Annotated in this window: 17 protein-coding genes; 2 read left to right on the plus strand and 15 right to left on the minus strand. The window is 57.9% G+C overall.

Features of this window, described 5'->3' with window-relative positions; translation table 11 throughout:
* The first annotated feature begins 74 nt into the window (after positions 1–74).
* Positions 75–413 (plus strand): hypothetical protein, encoded by a 339-nt coding sequence (locus G5171_RS16460; RefSeq protein WP_421210008.1) that lies wholly within the window; start codon positions 75–77, stop codon positions 411–413.
* Positions 414–498: 85 nt separating this feature from the next.
* Here the strand turns inward: G5171_RS16460 and G5171_RS16465 are convergent, their stop codons facing one another.
* From G5171_RS16465 to rplU, 4 genes are all read right to left on the minus strand, one after another.
* Positions 499–1,869 (minus strand): YjiH family protein, encoded by a 1,371-nt coding sequence (locus tag G5171_RS16465; RefSeq protein WP_216952929.1) that lies wholly within the window; start codon positions 1,867–1,869, stop codon positions 499–501.
* A 372-nt stretch (positions 1,870–2,241) separates the two neighbouring features.
* Entirely contained in the window at positions 2,242–3,444 is a 1,203-nt protein-coding gene (cgtA, locus tag G5171_RS16470; RefSeq protein ID WP_421260436.1) for an Obg family GTPase CgtA, read from the minus strand.
* 190 nt (positions 3,445–3,634) lie between these two features.
* A complete protein-coding gene (gene rpmA, locus G5171_RS16475) occupies positions 3,635–3,892 on the minus strand; it encodes a 50S ribosomal protein L27 (protein ID WP_005304202.1) in 258 nt (85 codons plus the stop codon).
* A gap of 17 nt (positions 3,893–3,909) precedes the next feature.
* A complete protein-coding gene (gene rplU, locus G5171_RS16480) occupies positions 3,910–4,221 on the minus strand; it encodes a 50S ribosomal protein L21 (RefSeq protein ID WP_421260437.1) in 312 nt (103 codons plus the stop codon).
* A 242-nt stretch (positions 4,222–4,463) separates the two neighbouring features.
* Between rplU and ispB the strand changes: the two genes are divergently transcribed.
* Positions 4,464–5,435, plus strand: a complete 972-nt coding sequence (ispB, locus tag G5171_RS16485) for an octaprenyl diphosphate synthase (protein WP_421222476.1) — start codon at positions 4,464–4,466, stop codon at positions 5,433–5,435.
* Between the two features lie 81 nt (positions 5,436–5,516).
* Here ispB and G5171_RS16490 read toward each other — a convergent pair whose 3' ends face one another.
* The 11 genes from G5171_RS16490 to G5171_RS16540 all read right to left on the minus strand — a co-directional run bounded on the left by G5171_RS16490 (position 5,517) and on the right by G5171_RS16540 (position 16,356).
* Entirely contained in the window at positions 5,517–5,705 is a 189-nt protein-coding gene (locus G5171_RS16490) for a DUF2065 domain-containing protein (protein WP_421251601.1), read from the minus strand.
* Between the two features lie 98 nt (positions 5,706–5,803).
* Positions 5,804–6,688 carry a protease modulator HflC gene (hflC, locus tag G5171_RS16495; protein ID WP_421222473.1) on the minus strand — a complete coding sequence of 295 codons (885 nt, stop codon included), beginning with the start codon at positions 6,686–6,688 and terminating at the stop codon, positions 5,804–5,806.
* Positions 6,689–6,691: 3 nt separating this feature from the next.
* Positions 6,692–7,840, minus strand: a complete 1,149-nt coding sequence (gene hflK, locus G5171_RS16500) for an FtsH protease activity modulator HflK (RefSeq protein WP_319919773.1) — start codon at positions 7,838–7,840, stop codon at positions 6,692–6,694.
* Positions 7,841–7,888: 48 nt separating this feature from the next.
* Complete coding sequence (gene hflX, locus G5171_RS16505) at positions 7,889–9,175, minus strand: ribosome rescue GTPase HflX (RefSeq protein ID WP_421172861.1); 1,287 nt, start codon at positions 9,173–9,175, stop codon at positions 7,889–7,891.
* A gap of 63 nt (positions 9,176–9,238) precedes the next feature.
* Positions 9,239–9,502, minus strand: coding sequence for an RNA chaperone Hfq (hfq, locus tag G5171_RS16510; protein WP_005339045.1), 264 nt, complete (start codon positions 9,500–9,502; stop codon positions 9,239–9,241).
* Between the two features lie 72 nt (positions 9,503–9,574).
* Positions 9,575–10,504, minus strand: a complete 930-nt coding sequence (miaA, locus tag G5171_RS16515) for a tRNA (adenosine(37)-N6)-dimethylallyltransferase MiaA (protein WP_421251602.1) — start codon at positions 10,502–10,504, stop codon at positions 9,575–9,577.
* Positions 10,494–12,362, minus strand: coding sequence for a DNA mismatch repair endonuclease MutL (gene mutL / locus G5171_RS16520; RefSeq protein ID WP_421251603.1), 1,869 nt, complete (start codon positions 12,360–12,362; stop codon positions 10,494–10,496). The genes miaA and mutL overlap by 11 nt, the downstream gene beginning before the upstream one ends.
* 108 nt (positions 12,363–12,470) lie before the next feature.
* Positions 12,471–12,632 carry a hypothetical protein gene (locus G5171_RS16525; RefSeq protein WP_421260473.1) on the minus strand — a complete coding sequence of 54 codons (162 nt, stop codon included), beginning with the start codon at positions 12,630–12,632 and terminating at the stop codon, positions 12,471–12,473.
* 13 nt (positions 12,633–12,645) lie between these two features.
* The gene (locus tag G5171_RS16530; protein WP_421260438.1) at positions 12,646–14,370 is read right to left on the minus strand and encodes an N-acetylmuramoyl-L-alanine amidase; all 1,725 of its coding nucleotides are present in this window, start codon (positions 14,368–14,370) and stop codon (positions 12,646–12,648) included.
* Positions 14,361–14,834: a tRNA (adenosine(37)-N6)-threonylcarbamoyltransferase complex ATPase subunit type 1 TsaE gene (gene tsaE / locus G5171_RS16535; RefSeq protein WP_005339056.1), complete on the minus strand. Its 474-nt coding sequence runs from the start codon at positions 14,832–14,834 to the stop codon at positions 14,361–14,363. Before tsaE ends, G5171_RS16530 begins: the two co-directional genes overlap by 10 nt.
* A gap of 10 nt (positions 14,835–14,844) precedes the next feature.
* Positions 14,845–16,356, minus strand: a complete 1,512-nt coding sequence (locus tag G5171_RS16540) for an NAD(P)H-hydrate dehydratase (protein ID WP_421260439.1) — start codon at positions 16,354–16,356, stop codon at positions 14,845–14,847.
* Between the last annotated feature and the right edge of the window lie 18 nt (positions 16,357–16,374).

Consider the following 16,374-nt stretch of genomic DNA (forward strand, 5'->3'; position numbering starts at 1 on the left):
CGGTGCCCCTATAGCGAAGGGGGAGCAATAGACTCCCCCTCACTCTTTGTCACACCACACTGTTCAGGTTATCTATGTCAAAACATCTCGTTCTGCTGGGCGCGCTGACGCTCTCCGGCTGCTCCCTGTTGTCTCCCCCCACCCCCACCGTCACCCCGGTGCGCCTTGCCGATAAGGGCCAGCTCGGCTTCTACATAGAGTGCAGCAGCATGACGGCCTGCTTTCAGCAAGCCAACCAGACCTGCCCACAGGGCTACAAGGAGACAGATCGCCGCCAGCAGACGCTATACAGCACCCAGTATCTGGGAGGAAGCTACGACGAAGATAAGAAGGTCTACAAGGCGGCCAAGCCCTATCGCATCGCCAACACGGTCCACTCCCTGACTATCCAGTGTCCCGTCACTAGAGGCTGAACCAGCCTAAGGGCGATGCTCTCCCATTACCGCGGAAAAGAAAACGGTCAACCCAGGTTGACCGTTTTTCACTATGGAGTAGTCCTTAGAACAGCAGATGCGCTACACCGGCAATCACCGGCAGGGTAACCAGGGTGCGCATCAGGAAGATCACAAACAACTCCCACAGTTTGACCGGGATCTTGCTGCCCAGCAGCAGGGCCCCCACTTCGGACATATAGATCAGCTGGGTCACCGACATGGCGGCAATGACGAAGCGGGTCATCTCGCTATCGATGGTCGAAGCCAGCACAGCCGGAATAAACATATCGGCAAAACCGACCATGATAGTCTTGGATGCGGCTTCCGCCTCCGGCAGTTGCAGCAGTTCCAGCAAGGGGACGAAGGGAGCGCCAAGCCAGTTGAAGATGGGGGTGTGTTCGGCCAGCATCAGGGCACAGGTACCGATCGCCATGACCACAGGCAACACGCCAAACAGCATGTCGAGCGCATTTTTCACCCCTTCCCGGGCGACGGCACCGAGACCGGTCATCTGCTCTGCCTTGGTCAATGCACGTTCGAGACCATAACTCATCACACTGTGCTGGTGGGGCACCGCCTCCTGCTTGCGACACAGGGGAGCGCCATCGATATAGATATCCTTCTTCCAGGATAGCGGCGGCAGACGTGGCACCACGATAGCGGCAACCACCCCAGCCAGACAGACAGTCAGATAGAAGGGAACGAACATGTGTTCCAGCTTCACCTGGGAGATCACTACCAGACAGAAGGTGATGGAGACGGCGGAGAAGGTGGTGCCAATAACGGCCGCTTCCCGCTGGGTATAGAACTTCCCTTCGTACTGCTTGCTGGTCAGCAGGATGCCGACACTGCCATCCCCAAGCCAGGAGGCAAAGCAGTCCACGGCAGAGCGACCCGGCAACCGGAATACCGGACGCATGATGCGAGTCATCATAGTGCCGACAAACTCCAGCAGCCCGAAATCGAGCAGCAACGGCAGCAGCAGGCCGGCAAAAATGAAGACTGAAAACAGCACTGGCAGCAGATCATTAAGCACCAGGCCGCCGGTTGCGCCTGAATAAAGCACCTCTGGTCCCACCTGGAAGAAGGTCAGCAGCACGAAAATACCACCCACCACCCGCACGCAGGCCCAGAAAGGAGAGACGTTGAACAGGCTGTTGAGGAATGGTCTACGCACCAGAATCGCCGGTTTGAACAACCAGGTGATGATAGTCATCAGCATGGTGGTAGTGATCACCGCACTGACCATGGCAACCAGATAATCGGCAAAAACCCGCTGCACCAGCTTGGCCAGCACTGCGACGGGGATGGTGACGTTACCGTCATAGACGACCGGCGTCATGAACAGCAAGATACCGATCAGTGACGGTATTAGAAACATCAACAAGTTACGGCGGGTATTAACCGCAGATGCTTCAAGACTCTTTTCCAGCATGATAAGACTGCCCTAATGTTACTTTTCCATAGCCCGGCCTACCTGCGTATTCATGCATTAACCGGAAAAACGGGCGCAAGAATACTCCAAAAAAATGCACAAACAAGCCCATAAGGCATAAATCTGCGCATAAAAATTTTTACAGGTAAACCTTCCATCAAAACAATCAGATACAGAAACGCATATCGATTCAATCGACATCGCCAGACGATTGTTTCATTACTGTTAATTTTGATGGGCAGTATAAACAGTTATCAACTGCAGGCAATAAGTGGCATCACAAATATACCTAATGAGCCACTACTCGACAGGCATAAAAAAACCGGAGCCTGTTCAGGCTCCGGTTATCAATGAAATGGACAGACAAGGGTATCAGTCACGGACGTAGATCACTTCCACACCATCATCATCTTCGTCATCCCAATCATCATCGTCGAGACTTTCGTCAAAGGCCATGGAGGCGGCAAGCGCTTCCGCTTCGGCTTTAGCCAGCTGGTTCTTGTGGTAGTCGTCCCACTTGAACTCCACTTTCTCGATCGCCTCTTTGGCATCCTGCTCCAGCTGACGGGGCATGGTATCCAGCAGATCCAGGATGTCGTAGCAGACCTTCTTGGTCCCTTCCTTGCTGATGGCAGTGATGGCGTAGACCGGCCCTTCGTGGTTGAGGGCGGCTTTCACGCGATCCATCACTTCCCGAGCCTCTTCTTCCAGGATCAGATCCATCTTGTTGAACACCAGCCAGCGCGGCTTGCCAGCCAGTTCCGGGCTGTACTTCTCCAGCTCACGCACGATGGTCACGGCATTTTCAGCCGGATCGGAGCCATCAATGGGGCAAATATCCACCAGATGGATCAACACGCGGCAGCGTTCGAGGTGCTTGAGGAAACGGATACCAAGACCTGCGCCTTCGGCTGCCCCCTCAATCAGGCCCGGAATATCGGCGATCACGAAGGAGCGGGAGTTCTCACCACGCACCACACCGAGGTTCGGCACCAGGGTGGTAAAGGGATAATCAGCGACTTTCGGGCGGGCGGCAGAAACAGCGCGAATAAAGGTAGATTTACCGGCGTTGGGCAGACCCAGCATACCGACGTCAGCCAGCAACAGCAGCTCCAGCTTCAGGGTACGCACTTCGCCCGGGGTGCCGTTGCTCTTCTGGCGTGGAGCCCGGTTGACCGAACTCTTGAAGCGGGTATTGCCCAAACCGTGGAAACCGCCCTTGGCAACCAGCAGCTTCTGCTCGTGGTGAGTCAAGTCGCCCAGCAACTCGCCGGTATCGTCATCGGTTGCACGGGTACCGACCGGCACGCGCAGGATCTTGTCCTTGCCACGACGACCGGTACAGTTGGCACTCTGGCCATTCTCGCCACGCTCGGCAGCATGGAAACGCTCAAAACGGTAGTCGATCAGGGTGTTGAGGTTCTCATCGGCAACCAGATAGACGTCACCACCGTCACCACCGTCACCACCATCCGGACCACCGTTGGGAATATATTTTTCACGGCGAAAACTTACACAACCGTTACCACCGTCACCGGCATCGACTCGAATCTGGACTTCATCAACAAACTTCATAGGTAACCGTCACCTTAATTCGAAAAACCGATACGCAATTATAGTGGTACAGACCCCTGCGGGCGATACGCATCTTGCCTCTCCGGGCAATCTCGGTACCCGGGTCATCTGCGTTCCGTTTTTTCGTCATTATTTCGGAAAAACAAAAGCCCCGCCTGTTGGCGGGGCTTCGGATCCTTGCGGTCCGTAATTACTCAGCAACGATGCTAACGTACTTACGATTCAGCGGACCTTTAACTTCGAACTGCACCTTGCCGTTCGCGGTAGCGAACAGGGTGTGGTCCTTGCCCAGACCAACGTTCTCACCAGCGTGGAACTTGGTACCGCGCTGACGAACGATGATGCTGCCAGCCAGAACTGTTTCGCCGCCGAAACGCTTCACGCCCAGGCGTTTAGCTTCAGAATCGCGACCGTTGCGGGATGAACCGCCAGCTTTTTTGTGTGCCATCTATCGGACTCCTCTAATTAAGCGCTGATGCCAGTGATTTTGACTTCAGTGAACCACTGACGGTGGCCCGCTTGCTTACGGTGGTGCTTACGACGACGGAACTTGACGATAGTCACTTTCTCGCCACGGCCGTGAGCCACAACTTCAGCTACAACCTTGCCACCTTCAACGAAAGGAGCACCTACTTTAAAAGTGTCGCCTGCAGCAACCATCAGCACTTCGTCGAAGTCGATGGTAGCGCCAGTCTCAACGTTCAGCTTTTCCAGACGAACGATTTGACCTTCGGCCACACGGTGTTGTTTTCCGCCGCTTTGGAATACCGCGTACATTTGATTAACTCCGTAAAGGCATGTCTTTTGCTCAAGGCTAGACATGCGCAAAAACCTATAACAATGGGCGGGCATTCTACGCAAATCGATCTGCTCAGGCAAGGCCAATTTAGCAAAAAGTTTATTTTGTGCGCATATCTGCCGCCGTGGATAAACGCCTAACTGTAACCCATTGTGAAATCGTGTAGAATCCCTGCCATTACTAAAATCGCAGTTATTGCTGCTGTCACGTTACGAGACTTATGGACCAACAGACTATCCGTGCGCTCTGTGCCGCCGACATGACGGCGGTCAATGAACTGATCCTGGCCCGACTCCAGTCCGACGTTAGTCTGATCAATCAGCTGGGTTTCTACATTGTCAGCGCCGGCGGGAAACGGATGCGCCCCATGCTGACCGTGATGGCTGCGCGTGCGCTGGGCTATGAAGGTGAGGATCACCTGAAACTGGCCGCCATCATCGAATTCATTCACACCTCTACCCTGCTGCACGACGACGTGGTCGACGAATCCGACCTGCGCCGTGGCCGGGAGACCGCCAACGCCATGTTTGGCAATGCTGCCAGCGTGCTGGTCGGTGACTACCTCTATAGCCGCTCCTTCCAGATGATGGCCGAACTCTCCAACCTGCGGGTGATGGAGATCCTCTCGGATGCAACCAACACCATCGCCGAAGGGGAAGTGCTGCAGTTGATGAACTGCAACGATCCGGATACCACCGAAGAGAGCTACATGACGGTCATCTATTGCAAGACCGCCAAGCTGTTCGAGGCCGCCACCCGTCTCGCCGCCGTGCTGACCCATCAGCCGGAGCCTGTCGAGCAGGCCATGACCGACTACGGCAAGTATCTGGGTACCGCCTTCCAGATCATCGATGATGTGATGGATTACTGCTCCCAGAGCGAAGAGATGGGCAAGAACGTCGGTGACGATCTGGCCGAAGGCAAACCGACCCTGCCGCTGCTGCGCGCCATGGAAGTGGGTAGTGCGGAAGAGCGCCAACTGGTGCGTGATGCCATCGAGCACCGCAACGGCATGGAGCATCTCGACCAGATCCTGGCCATTCTCGACCGCACCGGTGCTCTGGAGTACTCCCGCATGCGCGCAAGGGAAGAGGCGGACAAGGCCATTGCCGCGCTCGCCATCCTGCCTGACTCCCCGCACAAACAGGCGCTGGAAACACTGGCCCACATGGCGGTGCAGCGCAGTGCCTGAGTAAACGACATGCATGAAAAAAGAGGCCTTCTGCCTCTTTTTTATTGTCTGCTATCTGCTGAGCAGTGCATTTCGCCAGACTCAGCGACTCACCATCCAGAGGATCACGCTGCCAGCCACCACCAGCGAGCCGCCGATACGGCGTAGCTGCTCCGCCGGTTGTTCGCTCAACAGCCGCAGCATCTGCTGCCACACTCTTGGCATCAGAAACGGCCCCAACCCTTCAAACAGCAACAGCAGACCCAGCCCCGTCAGTATGGATGTCATCATTCTGCCCCTCTCCCGTCAAAAACCATTGACCCCGTTTGTTTGGCAGACAAATAAAAGGGCCTGACAAAGCAGGCCCCTGGCAAAACAACTCCCGACACTTACTGCTTGGTGCCTTCAGGAGACTTGAAGTAACGGAAAAACTCGCTATCCGGCTTGAGCACCATCAGGTCATTGCCACCGGCGAAGCTCTTGCGATAGGCCTCCATACTGCGCACGAAGCTGAAAAACTCGGGGTCTTTCTTGTAGCTGTCAGCATAGATTTTGGCGGCTTCCGCATCCCCTTCACCGCGCAGTTGACGAGCGTTACTCTCTGCATCAGCGATCATCACGGTCACTTTGCGATCGATATCGGCCCGCAGGATCTCGGCCTGCTCACGCCCCTGGGAGCGATGCTCACGGGCCACGGCAGTACGCTCGGCCCGCATCCGCTGGTAAATGGAGTTGGACACTTCCACCGGCAGGTTGATCTGCTTGATCCGCACATCCACCACCTTGATGCCGAGCTCGGAGGAGCGCGCCATCTTCATCAGAGCATCTTCCATCACGGTACTGCGTTCGCCGGAGACGATATCCTTGATGGTACGATTACCGATCTCGGAGCGCAGACCGTTGTTGATTTTGCGCTTGAGCAGATCCTCGGCCTGCAACTTGTTGCCACCACCGGTTGCCAGGTAGTACTTGGAGAAGTCCTCGATCTTCCATTTCACATAGGAATCGATGATCAGGTCTTTCTTCTCGGAGGTGACAAAACGGTCAGCCTGGCTGTCGATGGTCTGGATGCGTGCATCCATTTTGCGAACCTGGTCGATGAGCGGCACCTTGAAGTGCAGGCCCGGTTCATAGAGGCGGGGTTCACCGGAGTCAACCCGCTTCACCTTGCCGAACTGCACCACAATCCCCTTCTGGCCTTCATCAACGATAAAGACAGAGGAGAAGCAGACCATGGCCGCGACAGCGATTACACCAATAGCTAGCTTTTTCATCTATCAGTTTCTCCCTGAGCTGAAGCGGTCACCGCTACGCAGCGGCGTCGGAGTGGAGTTGGCGCCCTCGTTGGAAGCTGGCGTGGACTCGATGGTCGGCGCAGCAGCTGGACGCCCCTGCTGGACGCTCGCCTGCTTGCCAGCCAACTTGTCGAGCGGCAGATAGATCATGCTGTTGTTGCCAGCCGGCATGTCGACCACCACTTTATTGGCCTGCTGATAGAGCTCTTCCATGGTCTCCAGGTAGATACGATTGCGTGTCAGATCGGGCGCAGCTTGATACTGGGGCAGCAGCTCGTTGAAGCGGGCCACTTCACCCTGGGCTTTCAGCACAATCTGGGACTTGTAGGCTTCCGCCTCCTGCTCCAGACGCTTGACCTGACCACGGGCCTTCGGCTCGACTTCACGGGCATAGGCTTCGGCCTCGCGGATGAAGCGTTGCTCATCTTCCTGAGCGGCAATGGCGTCATCAAACGCATCCTTCACCTCTTCCGGCGGACGAGCCGGCAAGAAGTTGACGTCGACGATCTGCAGACCCATCTGGTAAGGCTCGATGATGCCATCAATCACCTGCCAGGTCTCCTGACGCACCTTCTCACGACCGGTGGTCAGCACGTCGTCCATCTTGGTGTGGCCCACAACATAACGCAGGGCACTGTCGGTGGCCTGACTCAGGCTCTCGTCAGCATTCGTTACGCTAAACAGATACTGCTCGGGGTTGACGACACGGTACTGCACGTCCATCTCGACCCGCACCACGTTTTCATCCTGAGTCAGCATGAAACCGGAAGCAGGCAGGGAGCGCACGGACTCGACATCCACAGGGATCACCTTGTCGATAAAGGTGGGATTCCAGCGCAGACCCGGCTCGACAATATGGGAAAACTTGCCAAACCGCAGCACTGCACCACGTTCCGCTTCACGAATGGTGTAGAAGCCGCTGACAACCCACACCACCACAGCGATCACCAGTGCGATGGAGATACCAAAGCGACCGACATCACCACCGGATGTGCCACCACCAAACAGGCCCCCGAAGCGACGGCTCATCTTGCGCAGCATTTCGTCCAGATCAGGGGGCCCCTGATTCTTGCCGTTGTTCCCCCAAGGGTCACGGTCTTTGCCGTTGTTACCAGGCTCATTCCAAGCCATCAGCGTCTCCATTAATACTTGCGGATGGATATCACCTCTATCAGAACATCAATGTCTGATAAAGCGTTGTAAACTCTCACCTTCCTGCTTTACGAGGCGGTTCCAGTCGGCCACTTGCAAGCGGACTTCCAGCACGAAATCTCCCTCCTCGCTAAAGCCTTCCTGCTCAATGCCCTTCAACTGATAAAGCGCACTGCGCAATCTTGCTGCCGAGGGTGGCAACTGCAGGGTGTGGTGCACCATGGAGCCGGCCAGCAGTTCAGTCAGCGCCGTAAACAGATGCTCACAACCTTCACCAGTCTGAGCCGACAGCCAGACGCGCAATGGGCGCCCCTCGTCATCTCGCTCCAGACCAGCAGGACGATCCGCCAGCTTGTCGATCTTGTTGCAGATCATCAGCTGAGGCCTGTCGTCAGCTTCAATTTCGGCCAGCACCTGCTGCACGGAGTCGATATTCTCCTGCATCTGCTCATCGGCACAGTCCACCACATGCAGCAGCAGATCCGCTTCGCGGGTCTCCTGCAGGGTCGCTTTGAAAGCCGCGACCAGATCATGAGGCAAGTGCCGAATAAATCCAACCGTGTCAGCCAAAATCACATCACCCACATCCCGGATCACCAGTTTTCGCAGGGTCGGGTCCAGTGTTGCGAACAACTGGTCGGCAGCATACACGCTGGCAGCTGTAAGTTGGTTGAACAAAGTGGATTTTCCGGCGTTTGTGTAACCAACCAGAGAAACTGTCGGTACTTCGTTGCGGTTGCGGGCACGACGTCCCTGCTCCCGCTGCTTGGCTACCTTGTCGAGCCGGCGCAAAATCGCCTTGATGCGTTCCCGCAGCAGACGTCGGTCAGTTTCAAGCTGGGTTTCACCCGGACCACGCAGACCGATCCCGCCCTTTTGACGCTCAAGGTGGGTCCAGCCTCGCACCAGGCGAGTGGAAAGGTGGCGTAACTGGGCCAGTTCGACCTGCAGTTTACCTTCATGGGTTCGGGCGCGCTGGGCGAAGATGTCGAGGATCAGACCGGTTCTGTCCACCACCCGGCACTGGAACAGACGTTCCAGATTTCGTTCCTGGGCAGGAGTCAGGGCATGGTTGAAGATCACCACATCCGCATCCAGCATCTGGACCTGGGACGCGATCTCTTCAGCCTTGCCGCTGCCGACAAAAAATTTGGCACTGGGCGCACTACGACTGGTGGTGATGACCGCCAGCGCATTTACACCGGCAGAACTCACCAACATCTTGAGCTCTTCCAGATCCTCCCGCTCACCCTCATCACTGAAGTTGACATGCACCAGAACGGCCTGTTCGCCAGCTTCATAACGGTCAAACAAGCGCTTGCTCCTTAACAGGAATCATGATGAATCTGAGTTGGCGAGTCGACTCGCCCAGGGATATCACGCCTCGGCATCACCCTGTTCATCAGCCGCGCCACCCGGAGTGGGCTGGTGATGATTGACGGCACGGGCCGGTACGACAGTCGAGATGGCGTGCTTGTAAACCATCTGGCTCACGGTGTTTTTCAGCAGGATAACAAACTGGTCAAAAGACTCGATCTGACCTTGCAGTTTGATGCCGTTCACCAAATAGATAGAAACAGGAATCCGCTCACGGCGCAGCGCATTCAAAAACGGGTCTTGGAGAGATTGCCCCTTAGCCATTTTTCTTTTCCTTATAGTTTGTTGTTTTTAAACACCGAATATCAATATAACAACCTGATTATACAGGGAGTGTCAAGCCGCACCAGCGCGAGCAAGCACGAGGTCAAGATTGCCAGACTCACCAGATTCCAACCAGGTCACGTCGGGCCAGCCGCGCAACCAGGTCATCTGTCGTTTTGCCAATTGGCGTGTGGCAACAATGCCACGATAACGCATCTCATCATACCCCACTTCACCGCACAGGTAGTCCCACATTTGGCGATAACCCACACAGCGAATGGAGGGAAGATCCGGGTGCAGATCGCCGCGCGCCATCAGCGCACGAACCTCCTGTTCAAAGCCACCTTGCAGCATCTTGTCAAAGCGCTGTTCGATCCGCTGATGCAGCAAGGCACGATCGCTCGGGGCGATGGCAAACTGCAGCACCCGATAGGGCAAGCCCTCCCCCTGCACCTGCGTCAGCTCGGTAAGGGTCTTGCCGCTGATGCGGTAGACCTCCAGCGCCCGAGAGAGTCGCTGCGGATCATTGGGGTGGATCCGCGCCCCGGCCACCGGGTCGATGCGTACCAGCTCATCGTGCAGCGCCTGCCAACCGAGGCGGGCAGCCTCTTCCTCAATCCCGGCTCGAATGGCGGGATCGGCGGAGGGCAGCGGAGACAATCCCTCCAGCAACGCCTTGAAATAGAGCATGGTACCGCCCACCAGCAGCGGAATGCGGCCGCGATCGGCGATCTCTTTCATCTCCCGCAGGGCATCCTTGCAAAAATCGGCCGCAGAATAGCTCACTGCGGGATCAAGAATGTCGATCAGCCGGTGCGGGGCCCGTGCCAGCTCATCGGCAGTCGGCTTGGCCGTACCTATATCCATGCCACGATAGATCAGCGCAGAATCGACGCTGATGATGTCGCAAGGCAATGCCTGACACAGTTCAATGGCGAGATCCGTCTTGCCGGAGGCCGTCGGCCCCATCAGAAAAATTGCGGTCGGCAAGTCACTCGCCATGTTCAAACTCCTCCAGCACGGTCGCCAATGAAAGCGGGCGTACCATGCGAATATCTGTCAGTTGGTCAGCGTGAGCGGCTACAAGTTCCGTCAGCAGACGACTGGCAGTTGAAAAATCGTATATCTTCTCGCGGCTTATCCCCTGCTCCACCAGCCATTGGCATAATACTTCAGCCTGCTGACCAGCATCACTGTCAGATCCGCCCTCGATAATTTGCAGCAATTCGGGTAACAGACGCACCAGATCGGTCTGGCGCAGCAGAGCCGGCACCCGAGTCAGGATCATGGTGTCGCGCCCCCCGCTTTTCAACTCCAGCCCCATCCGTTTCAGCAAACGTTCCTGCTCGGTCACCAGCGCGATCAAATTCTTCGGCAATTTGAAGGAGACCGGCAGCAACAGCGGCTGGGCAGCCAGTCCCTGGCCCCAGGTCTCCAGCAGCCAGTGGCGCAGCAGTACCCGCTCGGCGCGTACCAGCGAGAGCAGCACCAGCTGATTATCCCGCTCGATCAACAGGTAGGCCTGCTCCACCAGTGTCAGGGCACGACATCCCCCCTGTTTGGGTGACGGCACTGGATCAGTGGGCTGCGCAGGAGCAGCCTCAGCTGCGATAGGAAGCGTAGTGAGCAGAGCGCCCATGCCGCGCATCGCCTCCCGGCTTGGGGGCTCGGGCGGTTGATAGTTGCTGGCTCGGCCTGCACCACCACCGTTCCCTTCCCGCACCTGTGCAGGTGCCCGGTAGCTGTGCTCGGCACCGTACCACTCGGTACGCGGAGCCTGACCGGGATATTCGATCTGCGGGCTGACCGGCAGCTCGACCAGGGTTTCGGCCAGCGGAGTGTCCTGATGAGCGGCGCTGACCCCTTCGCGACGCAGCGCAGTAAACAGCGCCTGAAAAATAAAGTCGTGGATCAACCGCGCCTGATGAAACCGTACCTCATGCTTGGCCGGGTGGACGTTGACATCCACCTGACGGGGATCCAGCTCGATATAGAGCACATAGGCTGCAAAACGGTCAGCGGGCAGCAGCTCGTCATAGGCCTGACGAATGGCATGATTGATGAGCTTGTCACGCATCATCCGACCGTTGACGTAGGTGTATTGCAGGTCGTTCTGCGGTCTTGCCCCCTCCGGGGTTGCCAGCCAGCCCCACAGACGCACGTCGCTATGCTCGCTCTCTACCGCCAGCGCATGGTGCATGAAGGGGGTGCCGCAAACGGCGGCGAGACGTCGCTCCTGCTCCGGCACGGTATTGGCGGCCTTGTACTGGCGCACCACCTTGCCATTGTGGCGCAGGATCAGGGTGGCATCGAAGCGGGAGAGCGCGATGCGGCGCACCAGCTCGTCAATATGGGCAAACTCGGTCTTTTCGCTGCGCATGAATTTGCGCCGCGCGGGTGTATTAAAGAAGAGATCCACCACCTCCACCGTGGTGCCCACCGGATGGGCCGCAGGCTTGATGGTGACGCTCATCTCGCGCCCTTCCGCCTGGGCTTGCCAGGCTTCGGACTGCTCGGCGGTGCGGGAGGTGAAGGTGAGACGGGAGACAGAGCTGATGGAGGCGAGCGCCTCGCCACGAAAACCGAGGCTGTTGATCCCTTCCAGATCATCCAGCGTGGCCACCTTGGAGGTTGCATGACGCGACAGCGCAAGTACCAGCTCATCTTTGGCGACACCGCAGCCGTTGTCACGGATGCGGATCAGCTTGGCGCCCCCCTTGTCGATGTCGATCTCGACCCGGTCGGCCCCCGCATCCAGGCTGTTCTCCACCAGCTCTTTCACCACAGAAGAGGGCCGCTCCACCACCTCTCCGGCTGCAATCTGGTTGGCCAGAATGGGTGGCAAAATACGGATCGGCATCATTTACTCCTGAATTTCAATCTTGCGGATAGGGAGCCGTTCCACCACCTCTCCACCAACCGGAATCTGGTTGGCCAAGATAGGGGGCAATATACGGATCGGCATCACTTACTCCTGAATTTCAATCTTGCGGATAGAGAGCCGTTCCACCACCTCTCCACCAACCGGAATCTGGTTGGCCAGGATAGGGGGTAATATACGGATCGGCATCACTTGCTCCTGAATTTCAATCTTGCTGATGGTATTGGCTAACAGCGAGAGCAGTATCACCCGCTCCCGCGCGTCAGTTTTGCGGAATGTAGAGTACCTGCCCTACCTGAATATTCCGCGATTTGAGCTTGTTGATCTCTACCAGTCGCGCCTGACTCACCCCATGCTTCTCGGCAAGGCGGGAGAGACTCTCCCCCCGCTTGACCACATGGCGGATCATCTGCGACTTGTCATCACTGCGAACGGGGGCGGCAGCGCGGCTCTGCCCCTGCTGGGGAATATAGATGGTCTGACCAATCTGAATATCCCGGCTGCGCAGCTGGTTGATCTCTACCAAAGTGGATTGACTCACTCCATGCTTCTCGGCAAGGCGAGAGAGACTCTCGCCACGTTTGACCACATGGCGGAGCATCCGAGATTTGTCATAGTCGCCCACATTGCTAACCGGCGCACCAGAATCTTGCGCAGCCTCAGAATAGGGCTTGATCACACCGGCACCTGAACCGGTCGCAGTAGCGCCGTCACGCACTGTAGCCGGCATCTTGTTGGTCACCACCGGCTGCGACTGCACCGGCTTGGGCTGGCTCACCGGCTGCGAAGCTACCGGTGCAGAGCGAGTGGTCGCAGCAGGCCTGCTCGCCTGTCCCTTGCCGGTCAGCATGGCCCCCTTGGTCGGGTGGGCGCGGTAATAGTTGCGGATCCCCTCGAAAATGGCGCGGGCCAGCTGATCCTGATAGCTTGAGGTGGCCAGCAGCTTCTCTTCCGCATGGTTGGAGATAAAGCCGGTTTCGACCAGCACCGAGGGAATATCCGGCGCCTTCAGCACAGCCAGACTGGCATGCTCCGGCGCCTTCTTGTGCAGTCGGGCAACCTTGCCCAACGAGCGCAGGATCTGACGGCTGACGTCGTAGCCTTCGGCACGGGACTTGTCCATTGAGAGGTCGAGGAAGGTCTGCGCCAGATAGGGGTTGGGATCGGATTCCGCCAATACCTTGCCAACCCCGCCCAGCAGCTCACCCTGCTTCTCCTGCTTCTCCAGCCAGCTTCCCATCTCGCGGTTGGCACGGTTGGTCGAGAGGACCCAGACAGAGGCGCCACGCGGAGTGGAGTTATGGAAGCTGTCCGCATGGACCGACACCAGCAGATCCGCCTTGGCCTTGCGGGCAATCTCGGAACGCTTGTTGAGGTCGACGAAATAGTCGCCACGACGGGTCAGCACGGCGCGCATCCCCGGCTCGCGGTCGATCAGCGCGGCCAGCTTCTGGGAGACCGCCAGCGTCACTCGCTTCTCATAGGTACGACGTGGACCGATGGAGCCCGGGTCTTCCCCACCGTGGCCTGGGTCGATGGCAATCACCACCCCCTTGCCCTTGCCACCCACTGGTGTGGCTTGTACCGCAGCAGCCGACCGCTTCTCTTCATAAGGTAGATCGATCACCAGACGGTGACCATAAGGCCCGGCTGGTGCCAGCGGAAAGACCACCGGCGTGATGGCGGAGCTGAGATCCAGTACCAGCCGCAGGCCACCCTTCTCCAGCGGAGTGCTCTCACGTATCTTGCGCACCAGCTCGCTGTTGTTCTCGACCCGGGCCAGATTGGCAGCGTTGCTCGCCCCTTTCAGATCGATCACCAATCTATCGGGGCCAGCCAGGGTGAAGTAGTTGTAGTTGGGGGCACTGCTCATATCGAGCACCACCCGGGTATTATCCGGTGATGGCCAGATTCGCACACTCTTGAGCTGATTTGCCCAGGAGGGGAGCGCCATCAAGGAGAGAGCAATAACAAGGATCAAGCGCACGTAGATGACAACCGTTCCAGAATGGCTTCGCCAATAGCAGTGCGAGCCTCTATCAGAACCTCGCGCTGCTCGCCTACATAGGTGAGGGTAATTTCCAGGTCTGGGGCCGGTAACCAGCCCTCGCCCTTCTCGGACCACTCCACCAGACAGAGAGTATTGGCGGCAAAATAGTCCCGAATGCCCATGAATTCCAGCTCTTCCGGATCAGCCAGGCGATAGAGATCGAAATGGTAGACCTGCCAGCCATCGAGTTCGTAGGGCTCGACCAGGGTGTAAGTCGGGCTTTTTACCTTGCCCTGATGGCCAAGGCCCTGCACCCAGCCGCGGGTAAGGGTGGTTTTACCGGCGCCAAGCGTGCCATGCAAAAACACTGTAGTCGCCTGCTGGCAGGCCTGTGCCAGACGGCCACCAAGTGCCACGGTTGCTGCCTCGTCCGGCAGTGTCATCATCAACTGTTTTGCCATGTTCTTCTTTTTAACTTGTAATGGTGTCGGGATTAACCAGTTTGCGGATCAGCGGCAGCAAGTCTGACGCCAGCATGCCCCGCTCGCCGTCAGCGGCGGCCTGATCTGCAGCCTCGCCGTGGATCACGGCGCCCAGCCAGCTTGCCATGGTGGCAGACCAGCCCTGGGCCAAAAGGGCGGCGATTATACCAGATAACAGATCGCCCATGCCGCCACTTGCCATGCCGGGATTGCCTTCACAACAGAGAGCGACCCGCTCGCCGTCATAAATAAGTGTTCCCGCCCCTTTTAACAAAACCACACCGCCATAACGCCGCTGCAGTGCCTGCACGGCGGCAAACCGGTCGGTTTCAATCTCGGCAATGGAGCATCCCAGCAGGCGCGCTGCTTCGCCGGGATGGGGCGTGAGCACCCAATTATCCTGATGGCGGGGAGATTGCGCCAGCCAATTCAATCCATCGGCGTCCAAAACCAATGGCAACCGATCGGTGAGATAACGGGCAATTTGCCCCCTTCCCCAATCATCCTGACCGAGCCCGGGGCCAATGACCCGCACCGACGCCCATCCCTCGTCATCAGCGGTGATAAGACTCATTAGTTCGGGTTGATAAAGACTGACCGGCGAATGTTCCGGATGCTGACACACCCGCACCAGCCCGGCCCCCGCCCGCAGGCAGGCGCGAGCCGCCAGCACGATGGCCCCCTGCATGCCGCGATTGCCCCCCACTAGCAGCACCTTGCCATAAGAGCCCTTGTGGGAAGCGCGCGGGCGCGGGGTCAGCAGCGTGCTGAGCTGCGGATAATCGATACGCCAGGCGGCGGGCAGCATAGCTTCATCAGGCGTCACGCCTAGGGGATCACAGTCGAGCTGGCCGACACAATCCACCCCGTCGCCGGTGAGCATTCCCTGCTTGATACCGATAAAGGTGAGGGTGCGAGTGGCCTGCACCACGGCCCCCATGGCACGGCCGGTATCGCCGTTGAGGCCGGAGGGGAGATCCACCGCCAGCACGGGCACAGCCAAGCCATTGATTGTTGCGACGATCTTTGTCAGTAGTGGCGAGAGGGACGTGTTGACGCCGGTGCCAAGCAGGGCATCGACCACCAGATCCGGGGTGGTGTGCTGGTCCTTATCAAACTGCTCGGCCAGCCAGACCCGGCCACCGGCCGCCAGCCACTCATCGGCGGCCCGTCTGGCATCCCCCTTCAGCTGGTCGGGTGCTCTGGCGGCAATCACCACCACCTCGATGCCAATCTGGCGGGCAAGGCGGGCCAGCACATAGCCATCACCGCCGTTATTACCGGGGCCGACGAAAATCCACCAGCAGCGACTGTCGGGCCAATGCAGGGTGGCATAGGTGCGCAGCGCGGCACCGGCTCGCTCCATCAGGGCATAGAGAGGTTGCCCCTCACGCGCGGCCCAGTTGCGCTCCAGTGCGCGGATCTGTTCAGTCTGCCACAACCCCTGTGGTAAACTGCTCCCCTCTTTTGTGCCCAACGCGCCCCTGATGATCTCTACCATGACGGCTCCCGCCTCTTA

The sequence above is a fragment of the Aeromonas sp. 600774 genome, from assembly GCF_049175075.1.
GTDB lineage: Bacteria > Pseudomonadota > Gammaproteobacteria > Enterobacterales > Aeromonadaceae > Aeromonas > Aeromonas veronii_A.